This window comes from Enterococcus sp. AZ088, from assembly GCF_051714845.1.
Lineage (GTDB): Bacteria > Bacillota > Bacilli > Lactobacillales > Enterococcaceae > Enterococcus > Enterococcus faecalis.
This window is the reverse complement of record NZ_JBIOSQ010000001.1, coordinates 444,208-469,725: the sequence shown is the minus strand read 5'-3', so window position 1 is coordinate 469,725 and position 25,518 is coordinate 444,208. Positions and strand designations below refer to the sequence as shown.

Genomic DNA, 25,518 nt, shown 5'->3' with positions numbered 1-25,518 from the left:
AAGTTGAGCGTGGGACAAAAATCACTTTGGATTTTTGCTCCACGCTCAAAAACTGATAAACGGCGGGAACAAAAGCAACTCCTTCGGAAATAAGCCGGAATTCTCCAAAAATTACAGAACAATTTTCGGAAATTCCTTCTTATTTCTCGGAGTTAAACGCTTCTGTCCCGACCTCAACTTTTTACTGATAACCGCTTATTTATTAAAAATTTTAGGCCCTTTGCGCATGTTTTTACGATCATTTTTGGGAGTTTCCATTTTTTTAGAACGGCCACCACCTTGTTTCTTTTTAATTAATTCTAACATTTTTTCTTTTTCATTCATTTAATCCACCGCCTTTGTTAATAACGTGACAGATTCAATGTGGGTCGTTTGTGGGAAATTATCCACTGGTTGAATTTCTTTTGCTTTATAGCCACCTTCTGTTAATAATGCAATGTCGCGAGCGAGTGTGGCTGGATTACAGCTGACATAAACAATTCGTTCAGGTTGCGTTTCAATTAATGTGTTTACTAATTGACCGTCTAACCCTTTCCGTGGTGGATCCACCACCACAACATCTGGTTGCAAGCCATTTTCAACTAATTTTGGCAATAATTCTTCCGCTAAACCAGCCGTGAAAGTGGCATTCTCAATGTTGTTTAATTTAGCATTATTTTCTGCATCTTTGACCGCTTCTTCAATTACTTCAATACCGTAAACTTGCTTTGCATCTTGGGCTAAAGTTAAGCCAATCGTTCCAATCCCGCAATAGGCATCCACCACAATTTCATTGCCTGTTAAAGCCGCATACTCTTTAACTTTTTGATACATCACTTCTGTTTGTTGTGGATTTACTTGATAAAATGAACGCGCGGAAATTTCAAATTTCAAATCAAAAATAGTATCTGTAATTTTTTCAGACCCATGTAATAAGATGGTTTCGTCGCCAAAAATGACATTGGTTCGTTTTGGATTTACATTTTGTACAATGCTGACTACTTCCGGAATAGCTTCCAAAATATCTGGCACAATTTTACTAATTGGGAATAATTTCGGTGTTCTCGTAATTAGAACAACCATCATCTCCCCAGTATGGTAGCCACGACGAACGACAATATGGCGTAAGTTCCCTGTATTATCAGATTCGTTATAAGGTTTTACGCTATATTTACGCATAATGTCACGGATTTTAACAATTGCTGTATCAATTTCTGGGTCTTGAATATAAAAATGTTCCATTGGAATTAAATCATGGCTATTTTTCCGGAAAAAACCTGTTTGTAGTTGGTTGTCAATTTTACGCACGGGAATTTGTGCTTTGTTCCGGTAATGCCACGGATCGTTCATCCCAATTGTTGGTAAAACAGGGACTTCTGGCAATTTAGCGACACGTTGCATAACATTTTCGACTTGTTGCGTTTTAAATGATAGTTGGGCGCCGTACGCTAAATGTTGCAACGGACTAATCCCGACTTTTGTAAAGTTTTCATCTTTCACGGGAACACGCTGTTCACTGCTTTTTAGGACAGTCAATACTTTCCCATAACCAAAACTTTTGCCTGTTTTTAAGACTTTGATTTCAAGTTTTTCACCTGGTAAGGCATTTTCAATAAACAATGGATAATGGTCCACTTTTGCCACGCCTAAACCTTCATGCGTCAAGTCAATGATTTCTACTTCAATGACGTCATTTTTCTTTACTGGATAATTTTTCATAAGTCGCTCCTTCTTTTTATACACTTCACTCATTCTAATGAAAATACCTAAGAAAAGCAACAACGAATTTTCATGGCGATTTAGCAATTCCGTTTGAACTTTTTAGGTAAATAAAAGAATGAGACCCTTTCCCTTAGTCAAAAAATAGCCAATGAAAGATCTTATCAACTAAATCTTTCATTAGCTATTCACGGACTACCTAGTGCTTTTCTTTTTCGGCAATCTTTCCATCGCCATCAATATCTTCGTCTGTTAGTCGTTCAACTTCTTTGACAAATTCTTTGCTAGCTTCGTTATATGCTTCTTCCTCTTCGTCTTCTGATTCTACGACAATCTCATCGCTACCAGTTAAGACAGAACCCATAATTGCATTGGACGGCAGTGCATCACCATTTGCAAAAATTTCAATGTGTTGATGCATATTTTTAAAGGTCATTGGAGCATCGCCTCCATATTCACCATCTAAATTAATCATCATTTTATTGTTCTTTTCTAACGTTTCTGCATGTAAATAGCTGGTCTTTGTATAGATTAGTCGATGATCTTCAACATGCTTTCCACCATTTAACATTAACGCAACTAAATGAAGAATCTCAAAAATATTGGCTGTTTTTACAATGATTAATGAAAACTTACCATCATCTAATTTAGCATCTGGTACGATTTGCTCGAAACCACCCACCGAGTTAGTCAGCCCTAGGAAAAACATTGATGCGTTGCCTTCGTACACACCTTCATCATACGTCATGCGCATTTTAATCGGCTTCACTCGCGGCAACATTTCGGCTCCTTTGGCTAAGTACGCTAAGTAACCAAAAATACTTTTCAACTCTGACGGAACTTCATAAGTCAGTTCCGTTAAATGACCACCCGCCGCAATATTGATAAAATAATTTTTGCCGGCTTGACCAATATCCATTTTGACAGTTTGATTTTTTTTAATCACTTCTGCTGCCTTAACGATATTATCACGAGGAATCTTCAAGGCCCGTGCATAGTCATTCGTCGTTCCAGCAGGAATAATGGCCATTTTAGGGCGCCGCTTCAACGGAGCAATCCCATTCACGACTTCATTAATGGTCCCATCTCCACCTGCTGCTACTAGTAAATCAAATCCTGCACGCGCAGCACGATGTGCTTCATTGCGTGCTGAATTTTCTTCTGGTGTGGTCGCAAATGCACTGGCTTCATAACCACATTCTTCTAAAATAGATAAAATATCGGCTAAGTTCTTTTTAACTAACTCTTTTCCTGACGTTGGATTATAAATCACTCTAGCTTTTTTCATGGTTTGCCTGCTACTTTCTTATCGTTTTGAAAGCTCTTCTTGCAATAACTTGTTAACCACACCTGGGTTTGCTTGTCCACGAGTTGCTTTCATAATTTGTCCAACAAGGAAACCAACTGCACGGTCTTTTCCGTTTTTAAAGTCATCAATTGATTGTTGGTTGTTGTCTAAAACTTCGTTAATCATTGGTAATAATTGCGCTGGATCAGATAATTGAACAAGGCCTTTTGCTTCGACAACTTCTTTAGCGTCTCCACCGTTTTCAATTAACTCTTTGAACACTTTCTTCGCAATTTTCGAGCTGATTGTGCCATCGTTAATCAAAGTAATCATACCCGCTAGATTTTCTGGTGTTAGTTTAGTATCGGCTAATTCAACTTTTTCACTGTTTAAGTAAGCAGAAACTTCGCCCATTAACCAGTTTGATGCTTGTTTCGCATCTGCCCCGTTTGCTAAGGTTGCTTCAAAGAAATCTGACATTTCTTTCGTTAAAGTCAAGACCATTGCGTCGTATTCAGGTAACCCTAATTCACTGATATAACGGGCACGACGTGAGGCTGGCATTTCTGGCAAACTAGCGCGAACTTTTTCAATCCATTCATCATCAATTGAAAAACGAGGAACATCTGGCTCTGGGAAGTAACGGTAGTCACTTGAGCCTTCTTTAACACGCATAAGCAACGTTGTACTAGTTGCTTCATCAAAGCGGCGTGTTTCTTGTTGAATTTCGCCACCAGATAATAGGACTTTGGCTTGGCGTTTTTCTTCATAAGCTAAACCTTTTTTTACAAAGTTCATAGAGTTCAAGTTCTTTAATTCCGCTTTAGTACCAAATTCTTCTTGACCATACGGACGTAAAGAAATATTGGCATCACAACGCATAGAACCTTCTTCCATTTTCACATCAGAAACTTCTGTAAATTGGATAATTGAACGCAACGCTTCTAAATAAGCATACGCTTCTTCTGGTGAACGCATGTCTGCTTCAGAAACGATTTCAATTAAAGGCGTGCCTTGACGATTCAAGTCTACATAAGAATAGCCATCTGTGCCGTGAATATTTTTCCCAGCATCTTCTTCTAAATGTACACGTTCAATGCGAATTTTTTTCTTTTTGCCTTCGACTTCAATTTCAATCCAACCATCATGTCCGATTGGTTGATCAAATTGAGAAATTTGGTATGCTTTCGGGTTATCTGGGTAAAAATAGTTTTTACGATCAAAATGAGTTTCTTTTGAAATTTCACAGTTCAAAGCAAGAGCTGCTTTCATGCCAAATTCTAAGGCACCTTTATTCATGACAGGCAAAACACCTGGGTAACTCCAGTCAACCACATTTGTGTTGCTGTTTGGTTCTGCTCCGAAATGCGCTGGCGCAGAGGAGAAAATTTTAGAGTTGGTTTTCAATTCTACGTGGACTTCTAATCCAATGACAGTTTCAAAGTTCATTAATCGTTCCCCCCTAAAATGACTGGTTTTTTCGTATGGAAATCTGTCGCTTGTTCAAAAGCATAGGCTGCTTTATACATTGTATGTTCGTCAAAATGTTTTCCAATAATTTGTAAACCAACTGGCAAGCCTTCTGAGAATCCTGCTGGAATGGACATGCCTGGTAGTCCTGCTAAGTTGACAGGAATGGTTAAAATATCATTCATATACATTGTGATTGGATCATTGATGTTTTCCCCTAGACCAAAGGCAACTGTTGGTGTGGATGGGCCAATGATTAAGTCATAATCCGCAAAGACATTCTCAAAATCTTGTTTGATTAGTGTACGGACTTGACCAGCCTTTTTAAAGTGCGCATCATAATAACCAGCACTTAAAGAGAATGTTCCTAACATAATCCGACGTTTAACTTCTGTTCCGAAACCTTCAGAACGTGAATTAACATAGACATCTTCTAGATTTTGGACATTTTCGGAACGGTAACCATAACGAATGCCATCAAAGCGTTGTAAGTTTGAACTTGCTTCTGAAGAGGCAATAATATAATAAACCGCTACGCCGTACTTAGAATGTGGCAAACTAACTTCTTCCACCGTTGCTCCTAAAGATTTAAATGTTTCTGCTGCTTTTAATACCGCTTCACGAACATCAGGTTGTACCCCTTCACCTAAGTATTCTTTTGGTAAAGCAATTTTCATGCCTTTGATGTCGCCAGTTAAATCTGCCGTAAAATCAGGAACAGAAACGCCTGCAGAAGTGCCGTCTTTTTCGTCATAACCACTAATTGCATTTAAAGCTAAGGCATTGTCTTTAACATTTCGTGTCAATGGACCAATTTGGTCTAAACTTGAAGCAAAAGCAATCAAACCAAAACGAGACACACGTCCATACGTTGGTTTCAAGCCCACAATACCATTGAATGCGGCTGGTTGGCGGATACTACCACCTGTATCGCTCCCTAAAGAAACTGGGACTTGTCCGGCTGCGACAGCAGAAGCTGAACCACCAGAAGAACCGCCAGGAACTTTGGTTTGATCCCAAGCATTTTTTGTTTTCTTGAAGTAAGACGTTTCCGTACTTCCGCCCATGGCAAATTCATCCATGTTCAATTTTCCGACTGGAATCATATCTGCTTGATAGACTTTATCCATCACGGTCGCATCATAAATTGGGTCAAAATTGTGTAACATTTTTGAGCCAGCTGTTGTTAAAATATCTTTTGTGACAATGTTGTCTTTAATCCCAATTGGAATCCCAGCTAATGGATTACTTTCAGTGATGCCTTTTAAGTCAATCGCTTTGGCTAATGCCATTGCTTTTTCTTCACTAACTGTGATAAAAGAACCTAGTTGTTCTTCTGTATCTTGAATACGATTTAATGTTTCTTCGGTTAAATCAACTGCTGTGATTTCTTTTGAAACCAATAAATCATGTAACTCTGTTAACGATTTGTCGTATAATTTTTCCATTAGGCTCCTGCCTCCCCGTTATCCATAATTGCAGGCACTTTAATGTAACCATTCTCTGATTCCGGAACATTCCGCATTAATTCTTTACGGTCCATTCCTGGTGTCGCTACGTCTTCACGCATGACATTGATTGATTCATTCACATTTGAAGTAAAAGGAACCCCTGTTGTATCTACTTCTTCTAGTAATTCCACCATATCAATAATTTTATCTAGTTGATTGGTAAAGTCCGCTAATTCTTCTTCGGAGAAAGATAATTTTGATAATTTAGCGACATGTTTGACTTGTTCTTCTGTAATTGCCATAGATACCCTTCTTTCTATCATTTACTGAAATTTTCATTTTCAGATTAATCAATTGGATTGTATTTCTTTAAACAGCTTAGCACAGCTGTTCACTCTGTTCCTATTCTACCATAAAATGGTCGGATATTTTAGATGAAACCTTGAATTTCATTGATAATTTGTCGCTCGCAAAAATGATGGAAACATGTTATTATGAAAATGAAAAGAGAGATATGCAGGAACATACCTCTCTAGTAGCCACTACTAGTTATAAGAACTAGCGGCTTACTGAGTTATTGGTTTTATTTCAAACGCTTAACCGTTCAGCTCCTCAAAGCTTATGAACGGTTATTTTTGTTGTCTAAGACAAGCGCTAAGATACCGAAGATAATGGTCACAACAAGTGTTGCAAAACCAATCATCAGTCCTAGCGCTGCTTCAACGGACAAAAACATTGCTCCTTTCGTTAAAGTAAGAAGAATTGCGCATAAGCATCAACCTCCTTTCTCAACTCAGAAAGTCCTCGTTCATATAACTTTTATGACTAAAATAAGCATACCATCAAATTACTACATAAAATCTGACAACGTTAATTTTTCTTCTTAAAAATGACTTGCATCTAACGCATCGACCATTTCTTGTTCATTCCAAACGGTCACGCCTAAGCTTTCAGCTTTGGTTAATTTACTGCCAGCATCTTCGCCAGCAACCACAATGTCAGTTTTTTTCGAAACACTCCCTGTAACTTTTCCACCAAGATTTTCAATTTTTTCTTTGGCTTCTTCGCGAGTGTACTGCGTTAATTTTCCTGTTAAAACAACTGTTTTGTCTTTGAAAGGTGACTCCACTTCTGCTAATTGTTCTGTCCGGAGACCTTTATATGTCAAGTTCACTTGGGCTTTTTCCAGTTCAGCCATTAATTCATGAACTTCCTCATTTTCAAAATACGTCACAACGCTGTCTGCGATTGTTTCGCCAATTGAATCCAAAGCCACAATTTCTTCCGCAGTTGCTCGACTTAAGGTTGATAAATCACCAAAATGCTCCGCTAAAATTTTCGCCGCTTTCGCACCCACATGGCGAATCCCTAAGCCAAAAATCAAACGCTCTACAGAGTTTTCTTTACTCCCTTGAATGGCAGTATAAATGTTGTTTGCTGATTTTTCTTTGATTTTATCCAAAGTCATTAATTGTTCTTCTGTTAAGAAATACAGATCCGCTACGTCTTTCACTAATCCTTTGTCATACATTTGTGCTAACACTCTTGGCCCCAAGCCATCAATGTTCATTGCGTTTCGTGAGACAAAGTGATTCAGCCCTTCTTTAATTTGCGCAGGGCATTTTGGATTAATACAACGTAACGCCACTTCCTCATCTAAATGCACCAACTCACTATGACAAATTGGACAATGTGTCGGCATTTCATAAGGCTGACTATCGGCTGCACGTTTTTCAACTAGGACTTGCGCTACTTCTGGGATAATATCGCCGGCTTTGTAAATAATAACATGATCATTTAAACGGATATCTTTCATTTGAATAAAATCTGCATTATGCAAACTTGCCCGACTAACCGTGGTTCCCGCGACTCGTACAGGAGCCATGACCGCAGTAGGAGTGACCACCCCCGTGCGCCCAATTGTCCATTCAATATCTTCCACTACTGTTTCTGCTTCTTCTGGTGGAAATTTGTAGGCAATCGCCCAGCGAGGTGCTTTGACAGTGAAACCTAATTCATCTTGCAACGCAAATTCGTTCACTTTAATCACAATTCCATCGATTTCGTATGGCAAAGTGCTCCGCTTTTCATGGTATTCTTCAATGTAGGCCCAAACTTCATCGATTGACTGACATAATTGACGTTCAGGATTGGTTCTAAAACCAATTGCAGAAAGCTCTTCTAATGCCTCAAACTGCGTCTTCGCTTTCATTGGTCCAAAGTCAGCAACTGTGTATAAAAACGTATTTAAGTTCCGTTTCGCCACAATTTTTGTATCTAATTGGCGCAAGCTTCCCGCCGCTGCATTCCGAGGATTGGCAAAAATATCTTGGCCATTTTCTTCACGTTCTTCATTCAATGCGACAAAGGATTGTTTAGGCATGTAGCACTCGCCACGAACTTCCACTGAAATGGGCTCCGTTAAACGCATCGGTACAGAGCGAACCGTTCGTAAGTTCTCTGTAATGTTTTCACCAACCGTTCCATCGCCTCGTGTTGCTCCGCGTACAAACACCCCGTTTTCATAACGTAATGAAATTGCTAACCCATCAATTTTTAACTCGCAACAGTAAGCAACGGGTTTACCAACCGCCTTACGAACACGTTCATCAAAAGCAAAAATGTCTTCCTTGCTAAACCCATCATTTAAACTATACATTGGAATGTCATGCGGAGCTTTTTCAAAACCAGATAAAACTTTGCCACCTACACGTTGTGTCGGCGAATCTGGCGTGATTAAATCAGGAAACTCCGTTTCAATATCGACTAACTCTTTATACAAACGATCGTAAACATAATCTTCTACGGATGGTTGATCTTTGACATAATATTCATGGGAATATTGATTGAGTTGTTTTCTTAATTCTTGCGCACGAGTTGTCGCCGCCGTTAATGTTAATGGTTGTTGTTCCATCGTAGAACTCCTCCTCATAAGTGTAATGCTCTTATCGTCTTTTTAACACATTTACACTAAGATAGAAAATAAAAAGAATTTATCTAATGATGATTTCTCATTAAATCACTGACCTATTTTGCATGTTAAATTTTTTCAATTGGTGCAAATGCCGCTAACAACCGTTTTATGCCTTTTTCTGGGAAAGCAATGTCCAACTCTAAGTCTTTGGCCGAACCGCCTACACGAACGACTGTACCAACGCCCCATGCTTTATGTTGGACCTTATCACCTGCTTGCCAAGAAACTTTTTCGCCACCACTTGCCACTTTGTTGCTAACTGATTTTGTAGCTGGCTGTGTATAAGCTGGTTTACTTGCGCTGGGCTTGAATACTTTAGGATCAAAGGTGCGCGCTGGAGCTTTCTGTAAATTGGCCGCCGCCCCTTGTTTCATTAAACGCTCCGCCTCAATTTCTTCTAAAAAGCGACTTGGTCGATTATATTGCGTGCGACCATATAATGTTCTCGAATAAGCATTCGTTAAAAACAGGGCTTCTTCCGCTCGGGTGATACCAACATAAGCCAAGCGCCGTTCTTCTTCCAGTTCACTTTCTTCTAGCATGGCACGTGATAATGGGAAAACCCCTTCTTCTAAGCCCATTAAAAAGACCACTGGAAATTCCAGCCCTTTGGCCGCATGCAACGTCATTAAGGTTACCTGCGAAGAGCTCTCTTCTAAATTATCTAAATCAGAAACCAAGGCTAAATCTGTTAAAAAATCCGCCAATTTTGTTTCTTCGCCATTTGGATCGTCGTTGTTTTGCGCTTCAAAACGTTTATCAAATTCTTGTGTCACAGATAAAAATTCGTCCAAGTTTTCTAAGCGAGCTTGAGACTCTAAATTATTTTGCGCCATCAAAGCTTCCCGATAACCACTACGTTGTAAAGTTTCTTTCACCAATTCTGTAATCGTTAAATAGGGCACTGTTTTCGTTAAGTCTTGAATCATCATGCCAAAATTACCAAGCTCTTTACCCGCTTTTCCTGAAATATTTGCCAAATCAACATTTTGGGCAGCTTCCAGCAAAGCCCAACCATGCGTATCCGCAAATAGTCGTAATTTTTCAATTGAACTTTTACCGATTCCTCGTTTTGGTTCATTGACAATTCGTTCAAAACTAATCGAATCATCTGGATTGGCAATCAAACTTAAATAAGCCAAAATATCTTTAATTTCTTTACGGTCGTAGAATTTATGTCCGCCCACCATGGTATACGGAATATTAGATTTCAAGAGCATTTCTTCCACTACACGGGATTGGGCATTGGTCCGATATAATACCGCAAAATCACCATAAATTCGGTCATTTTCCCGCATTTCTTTTTGGATTTGGCTCACAATAAATTGTGTTTCATCCCGTTCTGTGTCTCCACGATAATAGACAATCTTTTCACCGTCTATATTTTCTGTCCACAGTTCTTTCTCGCGGCGGTTACGGTTATTTTTGATGACATCATTCGCAGCCGCCAAAATGTTTTTGGTGGATCGATAATTTTGTTCTAGCAAAATTACACTGGCATCTGGATAATCTTTTTCAAAATCCAAGATATTTTGCATATCCGCCCCGCGCCAACCATAGATACTTTGGTCGGCATCACCTACGACACACAGATTTTTGAAACGTGCAGCCAATAAATTGACTAAGGTATATTGTGCATGATTGGTATCTTGGTATTCATCCACATGAATATAGTGAAATTTATTTTGGTAGAAAGCTAACGTATCTGGTTGTTCATTGAATAAACGAATCGTATTCATAATCAAATCATCAAAATCCATACATTGGTTTTTGCGTAATTCTTTTTGATAGGCTTCATAGCATTTTGCGACAATTTCTTCATATAAGGAACCTTGCATTTCAGCAACTTTTTCAGGCGTTTGTAATTCATTTTTAGCATTGCTAATCGTACCTAAAATTGAGCGAGGATCATATTTTTTTGAATCAATATTTAAGTCGTTTAAGATGCGTTTCATTAATGTTTTTTGTTCCGATGGGTCAATGATTGTAAAATTACGGTTGTAACCAATCTGATCCACATCACGACGTAAAATTCTTACACACATGGAGTGAAAAGTGGAGACCCATACATCTTCGCCACCCGTTTCCAGTAATTTATTTACACGCTCTTTCATTTCTTTAGCAGCTTTATTGGTAAACGTAATCGCCAAAATATTCCATGGATTTACTTCTTTTTCCTCAATTAGATAGGCAATTCGATGTGTTAAAACCCGCGTTTTTCCACTACCAGCACCAGCCATGACTAACAGTGGTCCTTCTGTATGCAAAACGGCTTCTTCTTGTCGAGGATTCATTCCCTGAACCAAGGCATGTTTTTGTGTCATATTAAACGTCCTCTCTCTTTTTTCAATCTTATACAGTATACCAAAAATCCCTTTGAAGTTCTTTAGAAAAGAACAAAAAATCTTTTTCTTTTTATATGAAATTTTCTTGTAAATCAAGTCAAACCGCAGTACATTAGTAAGTAGTGATGGAGGCTAAAAATGAAATGAATAATGATGTACATGAAATTAAACAATTAGATGGTACCCGAATCGGCTTTATCCTTAAAGGCATCGTCGTCGGAATCCTGGTCGGCTTTGTTGTCAGCTTATTTCGCTTAGGCATTGAAAAAATTGGCGAACAAGTCGTGCATCTGTATCAAACGTTTCACGAAAAACCCTTTTGGATGATTCCTTGGTTCTTATTTTCTCTCGTACTTGCTTATTTATTAGGACGACTGATTAAGAGCGAACCAGCAATTAAAGGCAGTGGCATCCCCCAAGTGGAAGGACAACTTCAAGGTCAATTAGAAATTCACTGGTTTCCAGTGCTTTGGAAAAAATTTATCGGTGGGATCTTAGCGATTAGTCCTGGGCTATTTTTGGGACGTGAAGGTCCTTCAATTCAACTAGGTGCAGTGGTTGGACAAGGCTATAGTCAATGGCGGCAAAGCACCAAGTCTGAAGAAAAAATTTTAATCAGTAGTGGTGCCAGTGCTGGTTTAGCCGCCGCTTTTAATGCACCAATCGCAGGACTTTTATTTGTTCTAGAAGAGGTTCACCATTCCTTTTCACCTTTAGTTTGGTTAACCTCTTTTTCTGCGGCCATTTCCGCTAACTTTGTTTCTTTGCATTTCTTCGGATTGCAGCCAGTTCTTTATATTGGTCCGGTTAAATCTTTGCCTTTAGAGTACTATTGGACATTAGTACTGCTGGGCGTTTTGCTAGGATTATTAGGTTGGATATATCAAAAAACATTGTTGTCCTTACCAAAAGTATATGGAAAAATCAAAGGCCTTTCTTCTAATTATTATGGTTTTGTTTCTTTTATTTTGATTTTACCGATTGGTTATTTCTTTCCACATTTACTTGGCGGTGGGAATCAAATTGTTTTAGCTTTAGGCAATCAACCGACTACGATTTGGGCTTTAGTCGGCTTACTGGTTTTACGTTTTGTTTTTTCAATGGTTTCTTACGGTTCGAATCTACCTGGTGGTATTTTCTTGCCTATTCTAACTTTAGGTGCCATTATCGGAACATTGTATGGCAGTCTACTTGTCCAATACGTAGGGATGGATCCAATTTTTGTGAAAAACTTTTTAATTTTTGCCATGGCTGGTTATTTTACTGCGATTGGTAAAGCACCGTTAACAGCAATTATTTTAGTAACAGAAATGGTCGGCAATTTTTCTCATTTAATGTCTTTAGGGGTTGTCGCTTTAGTTAGTTATATTACCATCGATAGTCTTGGCGGCAAGCCAATTTATGAAAGCTTATTAGAACGTTTGGTTCCTTCTAAAGTAAGTAATATTCGTGGCCACAAAACGATTATTGAATTCCCTATCACTGCAGAAAGTTCCTTAGATGATACGATGGTACGTGATTTTGTCTGGCCTAAACAAATGTTGCTCACTTCCATTCGCCGTGGCGAATCGGAAATTTTAACACATGGTGATACTGTTATGCATGTTGGCGATGTGCTCATTATTTTGACCGATGAAAAACTCGCTTACCAAGTCAAAAAAGAGATTTATCAAAAAACTTTACCGAATGATTTAGTGAATTAAAGAAAGCCGCTGAACCTGAGTTCAGCAGCTTTCTTTTTTTATGACTGTTTTTTAATTTTTTTGAATGTTTTTGACCGTTTTAGATTGATTAGCGTTTTCATTTGTGCTATTATATCCATGAAATGAGGGATGAAAATGCTTACGGAAGAACGACATCAAAAAATTTTACAATTGTTAGATCAAAAATCAGTCGTCAAATCGCAAGAACTTGCTAGCTTGTTCAATGCTTCAGAATCCACAATCCGCCGCGATTTACAAGAATTAGAAGACGCCAATTTGTTAGAACGCATTCACGGCGGCGCTAAGCGTATTCTTAATTTAGGCTTTGAACAAAACATGACGGAAAAATCAATCAAAAACACGCACGAAAAGCAAAAGATTGCTTCTTTAGCCGCTAGTTGTGTACAAGATGGCGATATGATCTATTTAGATGCTGGTTCAACCACGTTAGAAATGATCCCTTTTTTAGTTGGGAAACAAATCCATGTAGTGACGAATTCCGTACATCATGCTGCAAAACTTAGCGATATGGAAATTCCCACTATTATGCTTGGTGGTACTTTGAAGCTCTCCACTAAAGCAATCATTGGTGCCACTAGTATGGAACAGCTACAACATTTTCGTTTTAACAAAGCTTTTTTAGGAACTAACGGCGCACATTTAGAGTTTGGTTTAACGACGCCTGATCCCGAAGAAGCAGCGCTAAAAGCCTTGGCTATTCATCAAGCAGAAACAGCCTATGTTTTACTGGATCATACAAAATTTAATGAAGTAACGTTTACCAAAGTGGAAGAATTAGAGTCAGTTACTTTACTAACTGACTACTGCCCTGCTGAATCGCTTCAAGGATTCCAGCAAAAAACTATTTTAATGGAGGCAAACAAATGATTTACACAGTGACTTTAAACCCTTCTATCGACTTTATCGTTCATGTCGATCATCTACAAATTGGTGATTTAAATCGGATGACGAATGATTTTAAATTACCTGGCGGCAAAGGAATCAACGTTTCACGTATTTTAAAACGTATGGAGACAGAATCCACTGCCTTAGGTTTTTTAGGTGGTTTTACAGGCTCATTCATTGCCGATTGGTTGAAAAAAGAAGAAATCCAAACGAATTTCACTCCCGTGTCTGCTGATACACGAATCAACATTAAATTGAAATCAGATACTGAAACAGAAATTAACGGCTTAGGACCTGCTCTAACAAACGAAGAAATTCAAGAACTAAAACAAGCAGTTAGTCGTGTTCAGGCTGGTGATATTGTTGTTCTTTCAGGAAGTACACCTGCTTCTCTACGCAAAGGATTTTACGAAGAGTTAATCCAAATTGTGAAGGAAAAAGGCGCAGAATTTGTTATTGATACAACAGGTGAAGATTTAATGAACGCTTTGTCACAAAAGCCTTTATTGGTCAAGCCAAATAATCATGAGTTGGCAGAATTATATCATACAACCTTTACAAGTGTTGAAGACATTTTACCTTATGGACATCGGTTACTAGAAGAAGGAGCGCAACACGTAATTATCTCAATGGCTGGTGATGGTGCATTACTTTTCACAACAGAAGGTGTTTATCGTTCCAACGTTTTAAAACGTCCACTGAAAAATTCTGTCGGCGCTGGCGACTCAATGATTGCTGGTTTTATTGGCAACTTTTCAAAAACACAAGATCCTTTAGAGGCTTTCAAATGGGGTGTCGCTTGCGGTAGCGCGACCGCATTTTCTGATGATTTAGCCTCAGAAGATTTTATCCAAGAACTTATTCACGAAGTAACAATTGAAAAAATTTCAGAATAAATCCACTAAGGGAGGAAAATAGAGTGAACATTAATGATTTATTAATAAAAGATGTCATGATTATGGATTTACAAGCTACTGATAAAAAAGGCGCGATTGATGAAATGGTCCAAAAATTATACGATGGTGGCCGCATCTCTGACATTGACACTTACAAAGAGGGAATTTTAAAACGCGAAGCACAAACATCGACTGGTTTAGGCGACGGCATCGCTATGCCTCACGCAAAAAATAGTGCCGTAAAAGAACCGACAGTTCTTTTCGCTAAAAGTAAAAAAGGTGTTGATTATGAAGCACTAGATGGACAACCTACTTATCTATTCTTCATGATTGCTGCTCCAGAAGGCGCCAATGATACACATCTCCAAGCGCTTGCGGCCCTTTCTCGATTACTTATCGATCCAGACTTTGTTGGCAAATTGAAAGAAGCGGAAACTCCAGAAGCAGTCCAAGCTCTTTTCAAAGCAGCAGAAGATCAAAAAGAAGCGGAAGAAAAAGCAGAACAAGAACAAACAACGCCAGCACCAGAAAGCAATCGTAAATATATTATTGCTGTGACTGCTTGTCCTACAGGAATTGCTCACACTTACATGGCTGAAGATGCACTGAAGAAAAAAGCAAAAGAAATGGGCGTAGACATTAAAGTAGAAACAAACGGTTCAGAAGGAATTAAAAATCGTTTAACTGCTGAAGATATTGCTCGTGCTGATGGCGTGATTGTCGCAGCCGATAAAAAAGTAGAAATGAATCGTTTTGATGGTAAAAAATTAGTCAATCGTCCCGTCAGTGATGGAATTCGTAAAACCGAAGAACTAATTAACTTAGCCATTAGTGGTGAAGCTCCTACTTTCCATGGCAGTGACTCGGCTGCAAGCGACCAAGAGGATTCAGCGGAAGGTTCAATCGGTTCTCGTATCTATAAAGATTTAATGAATGGTGTTTCTCATATGTTACCTTTCGTTATTGGTGGCGGAATTGCCATTGCTCTTTCCTTTATGATTGATCAATTTATCGGGGTTCCTCAAGATCAATTAGCCAATTTAGGGAATTACAATGACGTAGCTAGCTGGTTTAACCAAATTGGTGGCGCAGCATTTGGCTTTATGTTACCTGTCTTAGCTGGTTTTATTGCTTCTAGTATTGGGGATCGTCCAGGCTTAGTTGCTGGTTTCGCCGCTGGTGCGTTAGCAAACGCTGGAGGCGCTGGGTTCCTTGGGGCCCTAATCGGTGGTTTCTTAGCTGGTTATGTAGTGGTTCTTTTACGTAAAGTTTTCAAAGGCTTGCCAAAATCATTAGATGGAATTAAAACCATTTTATTCTATCCAGTTTTTGGTTTGATTATTACAGGCTTATTAATGTTAGTCATTAACATCCCAATGAAAGCAATTAATGATGCGTTAAATCATTTCCTACTTGGCTTAGATGGCACAAATGCAGCTTTACTTGGTGCCTTATTAGCTGGTATGATGGCCATCGACTTAGGTGGACCAGTTAACAAAGCTGCTTATGTTTTCGGTACAGCTACGCTAGCAAGTACTGTTGCAGAAGGTGGCAGCGTGGTCATGGCTTCTGTAATGGCTGGCGGAATGGTTCCTCCATTAGCAATTTTCGTAGCAACTCGTTTATTTAAAAATAAATTTACAAAAGATCAACAAGATGCCGGCTTAACCAATATTGTAATGGGCCTTTCTTTTGTCACTGAAGGGGCAATTCCTTTTGCAGCAGCTGACCCATTACGTGTGATTCCAAGTTTCGTGGTAGGTTCTGCCTTTACTGGTGCGTTGGTTGGTGCGTTTGGTATCAAATTATTGGCACCACATGGAGGAATCTTCGTCGTCTTCCTATTAAGTAATCCATTACTATATCTATTGTTCATCTTAATTGGGGCGATTATTTCAGGAATTGTCTACGGACTTTTGAAAAAACCTGTCGAAGTACCTGCTTAAAAAAAACAGCAAAAAAGCGATTCAACCATTGTTGAATCGCTTTTTTATTATAGAATTACTAACTATACTATATTCTTTTTTGAGCTAACTTCTTTACTCTTAGATATTCTGCTCGTGAATCTTTGGCCTCTTGTTTCATGGTTGGATAAACTTTTCTTATATCATTAGCAGTAATAAAGAAAAAAATGATTGTAATAATCCTTAATACTAATACAACATACAAAATTAATTCAATTATCACAAAATTTGCCCCTCCAGCTATAATTGCACCAAAGAAAACAAGTAAAAGGAATACAGCTATTGCCTCCGTTACATAGACTAGTACAGGTGCAACATATTTTCTTTTAGGTAATTTTTCTAACTTGCTCACTCCCATGTTCGCAATAAGTGTAGTAACAAATAAGACCGAGCCCCACGATTTATTGGTTTCAACTCCTAAAAATCCAAAAATAAAAATGACCATAAGGATTATTGGAATTGCTAAATAAAACCCATACATCTGATACGGTCTACTTCTATCTTTCATTTCTTGTTTTGCTTTTTTCACAGTTTCTTTCATATACAACCTACACTCCACTTCTTTTTTTCGTAAAGTATCTCATTGAAAAATTAAAAGTATATGTAATCAAATAGATTATTTTTAAGATACAATTTTTCATAAGACGCTGCTTTTTTCACTTTCTTAAATACACCAATTTTGTTTTTTTATCACTTCCCCGTTGCGTTGTCTTTGGCAGTTATTTTCCCTAATCTTCCTCCCTTCCAATTTTATAGTATTAAAGAATAATAAGTCATCAAAGTATTGATCTTTCTAGTTACTTGTTCTTTTGATAAGTATTTAGAACATATCACTGGGGTGCATCCACATAAAAAAATCATTAAATAACCATTATATTCTAATTTTACCAAACTATTTTATTAGTTAAAAATGCAAATTCGCATATTCTTAATAATTTAATACAAAAAAACAAGCTCTTTTAAAAGAACTTGTTTTTTTACTGCCCTATATTATTTTCTCTTTATCGCATAATTTTCTAAATACTCAGGATTTCCTTTGCTTCTGATATACGTGTACACGCCCATCACAAAGGCCCCAAGGGTATTGGTAAATAAATCCCCCATCGTATCCATTAAAGCAGCACGCCCAATAAATGGTTGGCCGTTGGACATATTATAGCGTTGTAAGTTCATGTTCCCTAGTGAATCGCAGATAAATTCCCAGAATTCCCAGAAGATGCCACAAAGCCCTGCAAATGCAAACCCAAATAATAAAAACAACCACGGGGAAACATCGGCGTACTTCGTTTTCTTCAATAGGAAACCAGCAATACCATAACCCACAGCAGTTAACAGCATCGGACTAACAAAGTGTAAAATTTTATCCCAGAACGAAATGATTGAAATCATATGCAACGAGGTTCCTAGGAATACTGAAATAAATAAGAAAAACCAGTAAAAATAAACGATAGTCGGTGGCATAATAATTTTTAAAAATTTATTGACAAGATCCGGTAAAAAGATTAGACCAATTCCAAGTAAACATTCGATAACAAACGTCACACCTTGTTTTGTTGAATACTTAGCCGTAAAAAATTCCCAGAGATTGTACGTCAAGCATAAGATGCCAAACACCACTAATCCATATTTAATTTTCGAATAATTTTTATCCATTTTGACACACCCTTTCAAAAGTTATTTTATATGAAAAAAACTGTAGATGAAAGACACCTTCCATCTACAGTTTTAGAAAACTCTATCGAATGAAGAGCTTATTAAAAATGTTTATTTTTCAACAGCTGTTTCAGTAATTGTTTCAACAGCACGTTTCATACGAATATCGTGTTCTAACATGTCGTTGTTTAATACTTTACGTACTTGCGCTTCAGGCATGTTGTATTGTTCTGCTAAATCTTTCACTTCAGCATCGATGTCTTCTTGTGTTACTTCGATGTTTTCAGCTTTGGCAACTGCTTCAATCACTAAGTTTGTTTTTGTGCGTGTTTCTGCTTCGCCTTCAAATTGTTTGTGTAAATCTTCTTCTGTAGAACCAGTTAATTGGTAGTACATTTCAGGAGAAATTCCTTGGCGTTGCATGTTGTTTAAGAATTCATCCATTGAACGGTGAACTTCGTCGTGAACCATTACGTGTGGTAATTCAACGATTTCAGCATTTTCAACAGCTAAACGAATTGCTTCTTCGTCTTTTGCTTCTTCAGCTGCTGCTTCTTTTGCTTCTGTCAATTCTTTACGGAATTTTTCTTTTAATTCGTCTAATGATTCTACTGAATCGTCAACGTCTTTTGCAAATTCATCATCCAATTCTGGTAATTCTTTTGCTTTTACTTCATGAACAGTTACTTTGAAGACTGCTTCTTTACCAGCTAAATCTTCTGCTTGGTAATCTTCAGGGAAAGTAACGTTTACTTCTACTTCTTCGCCAGCTTTTTTGCCAACTAATTGGTCTTCAAAGCCTGGAATAAATGAATTAGAACCTAGTTCTAATGAGTAATTTTCGCCTTTGCCGCCTTCAAATGCTTCGTCGCCTAAGAAGCCTTCAAAGTCGATAACTACAGTGTCGCCATTTTCAGCAGCGGCATCTTCTTTGATTACTAATTCAGCTTGAGATTCTTGTTCGCGTTTCAAACGTGCTTCCACGTCTTCATCTGTTACTTCACGGTCTTGTTTAGACACTGTTAAGTTTTTGTATTCGCCTAATTTTACTTCAGGTTTTACAGTTACTTCAGCAGTGATAACCCAGTCTTCCCCTTTATTCATGCTTTCAACATCAATTTTTGGTTGTGCTACTGGTTCAATTCCTGCTTCTAATACAGCCGCTTCATATGCTTCTGGTAAAACAGCGTTTAACGCATCTTCGTATAACGCTTCTTCTCCATACATACGGTTAAAAACAGTACGTGATACTTTTCCTTTACGGAAACCAGGTACGTTTAAGTTTTTTTTCACTTTATTGAACGCTTGCGTTAATCCTTTTTCGATTACTGCTTGTTCGATTGAAAAAGTTAATACACCATCATTAGTGCCTTTTTTTTCCCATTTCGCAGACATTTGTTTCCCTCCGAATAACATTTAATTTTATACATCAAACTTTATTTATGCATACCTTTAAATAGTACACTATCCCTAGGAAAATGTAAATATTTTAAGTGCTAAGAAGTGAAAGAAAGACTCGATTTTTAGCAAACTATCAGTTTTTTAATTTTTTCGGATTAAAAAAGCATAGAATTTCGAGAAATTTCCTTCTTAAAACACTAAAAGATTGTGATTAAAATATCTTGTTCACAATCGGATGTAATCGCTTTACTTTATGAATGGCCCATTATAGAATGTATGTACTCAATATTTACGCATTATATATTTTCGTCATTATACATATAATATCAAAAAAGGAGAGGATGGTTTTGAATAAGTTCGTCTGGGGAATCTTTTCTTGCATCATATCATGGCTTTTTTTATCGCTGACTCAACCTTTGATAGCTCATTCTGAAACACTGAACCCTACAACTCACGCCTCTACTTTTAGTGAAACATTTACCTCAGTTTCAACAGAACAACAAACAACTCAAGCAACCGATATCGTGGAACAAGAAACCGAGCAAACCCATGCTTCCTCTGAAAAAGATGAACCTATGGCACCTACGCCAGCTAGTGTTTCTGTTGGTAATAGCACTTTGAAAAGTACCTTAAGCACGGGAACGTATAACCAAGATATTATCACACTTTCGTATGAATACAGTGTGACACTTATAGGCTTAGCAATTAATGATCGACCGATTATTGCTATTCAACTTCCTACAGAAATTTCAAGCCAGTTAGATAACGACACTCTAAAGCAACAAGATTTTCTGACTCTTTTAACAGGGACTGTCAGTTATCCAGGAACAGCCACTCAAGATATTCACAGTTCAACTAACGGCGTCAGTCTCTCTTATAGTAACACTTATCATTCTGTTTATCTGACTTTTCCAAGTAGCACCTTGGTGTTACTTCCCGGAACCAAATGGTCTGCCGCCATTTCGTTTGATGTCGGTGCACTTTATAAACGAGGAATTTCAATCCCTCCTGCTCTTAACGGCAAAGACTATCCGATTCGAGGAACCTTTACAGATGTCGGCACTGGATTAGGCGCAATTAATATTATTATTGGGAATAATACAAAAACAGGCATAATTAGCAAAGCTCAACTTAGTTTAGGTAATTATCCCGTTCCTCAAGTCACACCAGCCAAACTAACTCAACCAAATCATCTGGACACTACTGTAACAGGGACCATTCAACAAGTACAAGACCCAAACTATAACTACTCTGTTCAATTAACCTTGAACCGCCATGATGGCACCACTACCCCCATTGTGGTGAAAGGGATTTCTGTCGATGCAGCCGGAAATTTCTCGACATCTTTAGCTTCACCATTAGAATATGGCGACACGCTCTCTACAATTGTCTTTGCTCGTTCAAAAACGTCAACCGACTATATTCAAAGCAGCCCCTCAGCTGACCAAAGTGTCAATTGGTCAATCCAACCAGTCACAAACGTAGTCGCTAATGCCGGCTCAACTCAACTTTCAGGTAAAGCTTCTCAAGCATCTAACGGAACCTATCAAGTTAAAGTACAAATAAATGGTGGTTCTATTTACACAACGTCCTTAGATTCCAATGGCCATTTTCAATTTGCTAATTTACCCACTTTCCAAGGAGGAGAAACGGTCAGCTTGTGGGTCCAAGGGCTCAGCAATCGCACTGGCCTGCCTTTGCTAACCAGTTCTACTGTTTCTCAAACAGTTGCTTATCCTGTGCCTCAACTAACGGTCACGCAAATCATTGAGCAGAAAAATGCACAAGGGCTCTGGGAAGCTGCAAACTCTGTCGTAAGTGGTCAAATCATTCGTTTTACGTTAACCACACGTTTAACCAATCAACCAGCAACGTGGATGAATCAGCAATTACGAGCAACGGTGCCTAAAGGACTGTCCCAACTTTCAGCTGCTACATTAACAAAACAATCAGCAGCAGGTTTAAGTACGCCAATAGCTGGGCTTCAACTTTTAACTGATAGTTCCACTGGTTTGCCGTATTGGAGTTATCATAATTCGCTGCCAGCAGATAATTTTACGGAAGCCAATACACAATTCACCTTACAATATACAGCAACGGTTACAGAAGAATGGATAAACCAATTTCTTTTATTTTCTAGCACGGTTACTGGCAATGATGGTGGCGGAACGCCAATTACGCCAATCACTAAGGAACAGTCTTTACCTATCAAAAACGGTACCCTCCGTTTTGTGCAGATGCCAACTACAGTTTCCTTTAAAAATTTACCTTTTCCCAGCAAACGAACCCTCTACTCACCATCGACCATTAGCGCTCCTTTCCTCATTGCCGATGGTCGTGTTGCAAAAACACCATGGCATTTGTTGGTAAGAGAGAGTCAGCCCATGCATTCAACTTCTACAAATAAAACGATCCAGCAAGCTTTCATTTATCGAAAAAATGGCAGTGATTTTCCTATCTCCTCTTTAGCAACCGAAGTTTATCAATACACCGCAACGGACGATAACAATGTAGAAATTCCTTGGAACCAACAAAATGGACTTTTTTTAAGCGTTGCTCCTGACCTTAACTTAACGGTCAAAGAATCTTACACTGCCGAATTACAATGGATTCTTTCTGATACACCCCTCTAATTAGGATTTAGCTTTTTTAAAAGTTAAAAATAAACAAGAAAGAAGGAATAAAAAATGAAAAAGATCGTGCGCATTTCAAGCATTTTGTTCGTTGCTACGCCTCTTATGCTTTTAAATAGTCCAAAAGTTGAAGCAGCCCAAGTCGCTTCTATTCAATCCAACGCTGATATTACGTTTGCTCTTGATAATACTGTCACGCCACCTGTCAATCCGACGAACCCTTCTCAGCCTGTGACACCTAATCCTGCTGATCCTCATCAACCTGGTACAGCCGGACCCCTTAGTATTGACTATGTTTCAAATATCCATTTTGGATCAAAACAAATTCAAGCCGGTACAGCAATCTATTCGGCACAACTAGACCAAGTGCAAAATAGTACTGGCGATTTAATTAGCGTGCCAAACTATGTCCAAGTAACTGACAAACGTGGTCTAAATCTTGGCTGGAAATTATCAGTTAAACAGAGTGCGCAATTTGCTACAAGTGATTCAACACCCGCTGTTTTGGATAATGCTTCCTTGACCTTTTTAGCAGCAACACCCAATTCAACACAGTTACTTTCTTTGGCGCCATTAACGGTCCCAGTAACCTTGGATCCAACTGGTGCCGCTACTTCTCCTGTGGCGACTGCCGCTCTTTCAACAGGAATGGGCACTTGGACATTAGCTTTTGGTAGCGGAGCGACCGCTGCTCAAGGCATTCAATTAACTGTTCCTGCGACAACGAAAAAAGTTGCAGCTAAACAATATAAAACAACGCTTACTTGGATTTTGGATGATACACCACTTTAAAAGAAAACAAACAAGGTATTGCATGAAACAACTTCATGCAATACCTTCTTATAAAAAATTATCAAAAAGGAGTGCACACTATGAATCAGCAGCTTTATAAATGGCTCCATGCTATTAGCGTCATCATTTTTTTATTTTTTATTGGCTCTTATTCTGTAGAAGCAAGCGAAATGACTTTTTCTGTAAAAGCCATTTTACCCGACAATCAACGAACCAAAGAAACAAGTTATTTTGATTTACGTGTCGCTCCAAACCAAACACAAAAGCTACAAATCGAACTAACGAATCAAACAGCCAACGACATTACCGTGCTAGCTTCAGCCAATGCAGCGATTACTAATGATAATGGCTTGGCAGATTATTCTCATGCTGAAACAAAAAAAGATCCATCTGCACCTTTTACTTTTAATGAGATTGCGCAATTACCAAAAGAAATCCACCTACCTAAACACTCAACCAAGACTGTTGAATGTCAGCTTACTTTACCGGAAAAACCATTTAATGGGTACGTTTTAGGAGGACTCTACTTTGAACAAAAGTCAGATGAACAACCTGCTCACTCAGAAAACGGCGTGGCCATCAATAATCGTTTTTCTTATGTAGTCGGCGTCTTACTTAGTGAAACAGATGAACCTGTTCAGCCAGAATTATCTTTAAATGAAGTAAAAACCGATCAAGCTAACGGTCGTAACCGCGTATTAATGAATCTCCAAAACAAACAAGCGGCTATGATTAAAAAATTACAAGTCGATGCCTCTTTATATTATGAAAAAGAAGCTAAACCTCGCTACGAAAATCACCAAGAGTCGTTAACAATGGCCCCTAATACAAATTTTAATTATCGGATTGACTTAAAGGAACAACCTTTTGTTCCTGGAAATTATACTGTAAAAATCAAAGTAAACGATGGCTATCAAGACTATTCGTGGGAAAAACACTTAGTCATCCAAGAAAAAGAAGCTAAAAAATACAATGCTACCGCCGTCAACCTCCCACCTGAAAAACACACCAATTTCCCTTGGAAACTAGTGAGTAGCATCACGCTGGTTTTTCTATTCATTTTGGGAAGCACGATTTATTATTTCAAGAAAAAAATACGTGAAGCGCAACAATAAAAAAGCACATCGACAATTGGAACTGACCTAAGATTGTGAGACAGGAATAAAAAAGCATTTTCCTAGACTGCTGATTTCCGATAATCTATCGGCGATTGGTAGTCTAGTTTTTGTTGAATTCGACTTTCATTATAATAAGTAATGTATTTTTTTACAATTTCTATTACAATAGATGTAGGTTCATTTGTGAGCCCATCTAAGTAGAACGTTTCAGACTTTAGTGAGGCATGAAACGATTCGATGCAGGCATTATCTGAAGGTGTCCCTTTGCGGGACATACTCATGGTAATGCCTTTTGTTTTTATTTGATTCTGGTAGTCAAAAGAAGTATAAACAGAGCCCTGATCACTATGCAATAGACAATCCGTTGTTTGGGGCAATTGATCAAGTGTATCCAGAACAAAAGCCGTATCTTGCTTATCACCGATGGTATAGGCGATAATTTCACCATTGTATAAATCCATAATTGAAGACAAATACAATTGCTTTTGACCAAAAGGCAGATAAGTAATATCTGTTACCAATTTCTTTAAAGGAGCGTCTGAAGAAAATTGTCTATTTAGCTTGTTCTCGACAACCGTGTAAGGTTGTCCCACTTTACTGCGTTTCTTCATTTTCACGCGACAATTCCAATGATATTTCTGCATAATCTTTTGTACGGTGTTTTTGTTTACTTTGTATTCCTGATTAATCAACGCAGTAATCTTTCGATAGCCATATCGAAACTTATGCTGGAAGCAAAGTCGACGAACGGCTTCTTCAAGAGGTGTTAACTTTCCCAAGTCTTTTCGATGAGTCCAACGATAATAAGTAGCTCGCGAAACGCCGAAAAGTTGACACAATACAGTAATGGTTATTTTTCCTTTCATTTTTTTAACTAATTCTACAAATATTTCTGGCTCCACGTCCTTTCCAATTCTTTGTACTTTTTTAGCACCTCAATATGCATTTTTAAATAGTTATTTTCATTTCTAAGCTGTTGTTCATTTGATAGAATTTCTGGACCTTTTCCATAAGCATATTGTTTTCCAACGGGTTGAACCAGACGATGATTCTCGCCATTACGGTACCAACGCCACCATGTTTCAATTTGTGTTTTGTTTTTAATGCCTAATTCTTCCATAATCATTTTTACAGGAATATTCTCTTTTTTCATCTGTATAGCCATTTCTTTGATGTGAATCGGATAAGACACTCGATTTCCCATTGAAAAAGCACCTCCTAGTTAA

At 38.1% G+C, this 25,518-nt stretch carries 21 protein-coding genes; 8 read left to right on the top strand and 13 right to left on the bottom strand.

The window, feature by feature from the left end; genetic code table 11:
- Positions 1–195 precede the first annotated feature (195 nt).
- From IGL17_RS02325 to IGL17_RS02295, 7 genes are all read right to left on the bottom strand, one after another.
- Positions 196–324 (bottom strand): hypothetical protein, encoded by a 129-nt coding sequence (locus IGL17_RS02325; protein ID WP_002355577.1) that lies wholly within the window; start codon positions 322–324, stop codon positions 196–198.
- The gene (gene rlmD / locus IGL17_RS02320; protein ID WP_033624259.1) at positions 325–1,698 is read right to left on the bottom strand and encodes a 23S rRNA (uracil(1939)-C(5))-methyltransferase RlmD; all 1,374 of its coding nucleotides are present in this window, start codon (positions 1,696–1,698) and stop codon (positions 325–327) included.
- A 199-nt stretch (positions 1,699–1,897) separates the two neighbouring features.
- Positions 1,898–2,986, bottom strand: a complete 1,089-nt coding sequence (locus tag IGL17_RS02315; RefSeq protein WP_002383001.1) for a diacylglycerol kinase — start codon at positions 2,984–2,986, stop codon at positions 1,898–1,900.
- An 18-nt stretch (positions 2,987–3,004) separates the two neighbouring features.
- Entirely contained in the window at positions 3,005–4,435 is a 1,431-nt protein-coding gene (gatB, locus tag IGL17_RS02310; RefSeq protein ID WP_002358703.1) for an Asp-tRNA(Asn)/Glu-tRNA(Gln) amidotransferase subunit GatB, read from the bottom strand.
- Positions 4,435–5,904 carry an Asp-tRNA(Asn)/Glu-tRNA(Gln) amidotransferase subunit GatA gene (gene gatA, locus IGL17_RS02305; RefSeq protein ID WP_002368026.1) on the bottom strand — a complete coding sequence of 490 codons (1,470 nt, stop codon included), beginning with the start codon at positions 5,902–5,904 and terminating at the stop codon, positions 4,435–4,437. The genes gatB and gatA overlap by 1 nt, the downstream gene beginning before the upstream one ends.
- Positions 5,904–6,209: an Asp-tRNA(Asn)/Glu-tRNA(Gln) amidotransferase subunit GatC gene (gene gatC, locus IGL17_RS02300; protein WP_002355569.1), complete on the bottom strand. Its 306-nt coding sequence runs from the start codon at positions 6,207–6,209 to the stop codon at positions 5,904–5,906. The genes gatA and gatC overlap by 1 nt, the downstream gene beginning before the upstream one ends.
- Before the next feature lie 317 nt (positions 6,210–6,526).
- Complete coding sequence (locus tag IGL17_RS02295) at positions 6,527–6,613, bottom strand: hypothetical protein (protein WP_306173767.1); 87 nt, start codon at positions 6,611–6,613, stop codon at positions 6,527–6,529.
- Here IGL17_RS02295 and IGL17_RS02290 point away from each other — a divergent pair.
- The gene (locus IGL17_RS02290; protein WP_002382998.1) at positions 6,579–6,794 is read left to right on the top strand and encodes a hypothetical protein; all 216 of its coding nucleotides are present in this window, start codon (positions 6,579–6,581) and stop codon (positions 6,792–6,794) included. The genes IGL17_RS02295 and IGL17_RS02290 overlap by 35 nt on opposite strands.
- On the opposite strand, the gene ligA is transcribed toward IGL17_RS02290, so the two are convergent.
- On the bottom strand, positions 6,791–8,821 hold the full coding sequence (ligA, locus tag IGL17_RS02285; protein ID WP_016618253.1) for an NAD-dependent DNA ligase LigA: 2,031 nt from the start codon (positions 8,819–8,821) through the stop codon (positions 6,791–6,793). The genes IGL17_RS02290 and ligA overlap by 4 nt on opposite strands.
- A 125-nt stretch (positions 8,822–8,946) precedes the next feature.
- The gene (gene pcrA / locus IGL17_RS02280; protein WP_002363179.1) at positions 8,947–11,205 is read right to left on the bottom strand and encodes a DNA helicase PcrA; all 2,259 of its coding nucleotides are present in this window, start codon (positions 11,203–11,205) and stop codon (positions 8,947–8,949) included.
- Between the two features lie 164 nt (positions 11,206–11,369).
- On the opposite strand from pcrA, the gene IGL17_RS02275 reads away from it, so the two are divergent.
- From IGL17_RS02275 to IGL17_RS02260, 4 genes are all read left to right on the top strand, one after another.
- On the top strand, positions 11,370–12,929 hold the full coding sequence (locus IGL17_RS02275; protein WP_033624258.1) for a ClC family H(+)/Cl(-) exchange transporter: 1,560 nt from the start codon (positions 11,370–11,372) through the stop codon (positions 12,927–12,929).
- Between the two features lie 135 nt (positions 12,930–13,064).
- The gene (locus IGL17_RS02270) at positions 13,065–13,817 is read left to right on the top strand and encodes a DeoR/GlpR family DNA-binding transcription regulator (RefSeq protein WP_002381250.1); all 753 of its coding nucleotides are present in this window, start codon (positions 13,065–13,067) and stop codon (positions 13,815–13,817) included.
- Positions 13,814–14,731 (top strand): 1-phosphofructokinase, encoded by a 918-nt coding sequence (gene pfkB, locus IGL17_RS02265; RefSeq protein WP_002363177.1) that lies wholly within the window; start codon positions 13,814–13,816, stop codon positions 14,729–14,731. Before IGL17_RS02270 ends, pfkB begins: the two co-directional genes overlap by 4 nt.
- A gap of 23 nt (positions 14,732–14,754) precedes the next feature.
- Positions 14,755–16,677: a PTS fructose transporter subunit IIABC gene (locus IGL17_RS02260; RefSeq protein ID WP_002373391.1), complete on the top strand. Its 1,923-nt coding sequence runs from the start codon at positions 14,755–14,757 to the stop codon at positions 16,675–16,677.
- A gap of 67 nt (positions 16,678–16,744) precedes the next feature.
- Here the strand turns inward: IGL17_RS02260 and IGL17_RS02255 are convergent, their stop codons facing one another.
- From IGL17_RS02255 to tig, 3 genes are all read right to left on the bottom strand, one after another.
- Positions 16,745–17,236, bottom strand: a complete 492-nt coding sequence (locus tag IGL17_RS02255) for a hypothetical protein (protein ID WP_025191303.1) — start codon at positions 17,234–17,236, stop codon at positions 16,745–16,747.
- Positions 17,237–17,685: 449 nt separating this feature from the next.
- Positions 17,686–18,348 carry a hypothetical protein gene (locus IGL17_RS02250; protein WP_016618250.1) on the bottom strand — a complete coding sequence of 221 codons (663 nt, stop codon included), beginning with the start codon at positions 18,346–18,348 and terminating at the stop codon, positions 17,686–17,688.
- A 111-nt stretch (positions 18,349–18,459) separates the two neighbouring features.
- Positions 18,460–19,743 carry a trigger factor gene (tig, locus tag IGL17_RS02245; protein ID WP_002355556.1) on the bottom strand — a complete coding sequence of 428 codons (1,284 nt, stop codon included), beginning with the start codon at positions 19,741–19,743 and terminating at the stop codon, positions 18,460–18,462.
- Positions 19,744–20,006: 263 nt separating this feature from the next.
- Here tig and IGL17_RS02240 point away from each other — a divergent pair, with 263 nt between their 5' ends.
- Genes IGL17_RS02240 through IGL17_RS02230 form a run of 3 tightly spaced genes read left to right on the top strand, consistent with a single transcriptional unit; the run spans position 20,007 to position 24,289 of the window.
- Positions 20,007–22,382: a hypothetical protein gene (locus tag IGL17_RS02240; protein ID WP_016618248.1), complete on the top strand. Its 2,376-nt coding sequence runs from the start codon at positions 20,007–20,009 to the stop codon at positions 22,380–22,382.
- 54 nt (positions 22,383–22,436) lie between these two features.
- Positions 22,437–23,174, top strand: coding sequence for a WxL domain-containing protein (locus IGL17_RS02235; RefSeq protein WP_002358689.1), 738 nt, complete (start codon positions 22,437–22,439; stop codon positions 23,172–23,174).
- Positions 23,175–23,209: 35 nt separating this feature from the next.
- Positions 23,210–24,289, top strand: coding sequence for a DUF916 and DUF3324 domain-containing protein (locus IGL17_RS02230; RefSeq protein ID WP_016618247.1), 1,080 nt, complete (start codon positions 23,210–23,212; stop codon positions 24,287–24,289).
- A 62-nt stretch (positions 24,290–24,351) separates the two neighbouring features.
- Here the strand turns inward: IGL17_RS02230 and IGL17_RS02225 are convergent.
- Positions 24,352–25,496, bottom strand: a protein-coding gene (locus IGL17_RS02225; protein ID WP_202255328.1) for an IS3 family transposase whose coding sequence is annotated in 2 segments (ribosomal slippage) — positions 24,352–25,223 and positions 25,223–25,496 — 1,146 coding nt in all. Because the reading frame shifts where the segments join, the coding sequence is not laid out codon by codon here.
- Positions 25,497–25,518: the final 22 nt, after the last annotated feature.

Coding starts and splice junctions, on each gene's coding strand:
- IGL17_RS02270 (WP_002381250.1), top strand. CDS start 13,065: ATGCTTACGGAAGAACGACATCAAAAAATTTTACAATTGTTAGATCAA.
- IGL17_RS02315 (WP_002383001.1), bottom strand. CDS start 2,986: ATGAAAAAAGCTAGAGTGATTTATAATCCAACGTCAGGAAAAGAGTTA.
- gatC (WP_002355569.1), bottom strand. CDS start 6,209: ATGGCAATTACAGAAGAACAAGTCAAACATGTCGCTAAATTATCAAAA.
- IGL17_RS02290 (WP_002382998.1), top strand. CDS start 6,579: ATGGTCACAACAAGTGTTGCAAAACCAATCATCAGTCCTAGCGCTGCT.
- IGL17_RS02240 (WP_016618248.1), top strand. CDS start 20,007: ATGGCCCATTATAGAATGTATGTACTCAATATTTACGCATTATATATT.
- pcrA (WP_002363179.1), bottom strand. CDS start 11,205: ATGACACAAAAACATGCCTTGGTTCAGGGAATGAATCCTCGACAAGAA.
- IGL17_RS02230 (WP_016618247.1), top strand. CDS start 23,210: ATGCAATACCTTCTTATAAAAAATTATCAAAAAGGAGTGCACACTATG.
- IGL17_RS02255 (WP_025191303.1), bottom strand. CDS start 17,236: ATGAAAGAAACTGTGAAAAAAGCAAAACAAGAAATGAAAGATAGAAGT.
- rlmD (WP_033624259.1), bottom strand. CDS start 1,698: ATGAAAAATTATCCAGTAAAGAAAAATGACGTCATTGAAGTAGAAATC.
- IGL17_RS02235 (WP_002358689.1), top strand. CDS start 22,437: ATGAAAAAGATCGTGCGCATTTCAAGCATTTTGTTCGTTGCTACGCCT.
- IGL17_RS02250 (WP_016618250.1), bottom strand. CDS start 18,348: ATGGATAAAAATTATTCGAAAATTAAATATGGATTAGTGGTGTTTGGC.
- IGL17_RS02325 (WP_002355577.1), bottom strand. CDS start 324: ATGAATGAAAAAGAAAAAATGTTAGAATTAATTAAAAAGAAACAAGGT.
- ligA (WP_016618253.1), bottom strand. CDS start 8,821: ATGGAACAACAACCATTAACATTAACGGCGGCGACAACTCGTGCGCAA.
- gatB (WP_002358703.1), bottom strand. CDS start 4,435: ATGAACTTTGAAACTGTCATTGGATTAGAAGTCCACGTAGAATTGAAA.
- pfkB (WP_002363177.1), top strand. CDS start 13,814: ATGATTTACACAGTGACTTTAAACCCTTCTATCGACTTTATCGTTCAT.
- tig (WP_002355556.1), bottom strand. CDS start 19,743: ATGTCTGCGAAATGGGAAAAAAAAGGCACTAATGATGGTGTATTAACT.
- IGL17_RS02275 (WP_033624258.1), top strand. CDS start 11,370: ATGAATAATGATGTACATGAAATTAAACAATTAGATGGTACCCGAATC.
- gatA (WP_002368026.1), bottom strand. CDS start 5,904: ATGGAAAAATTATACGACAAATCGTTAACAGAGTTACATGATTTATTG.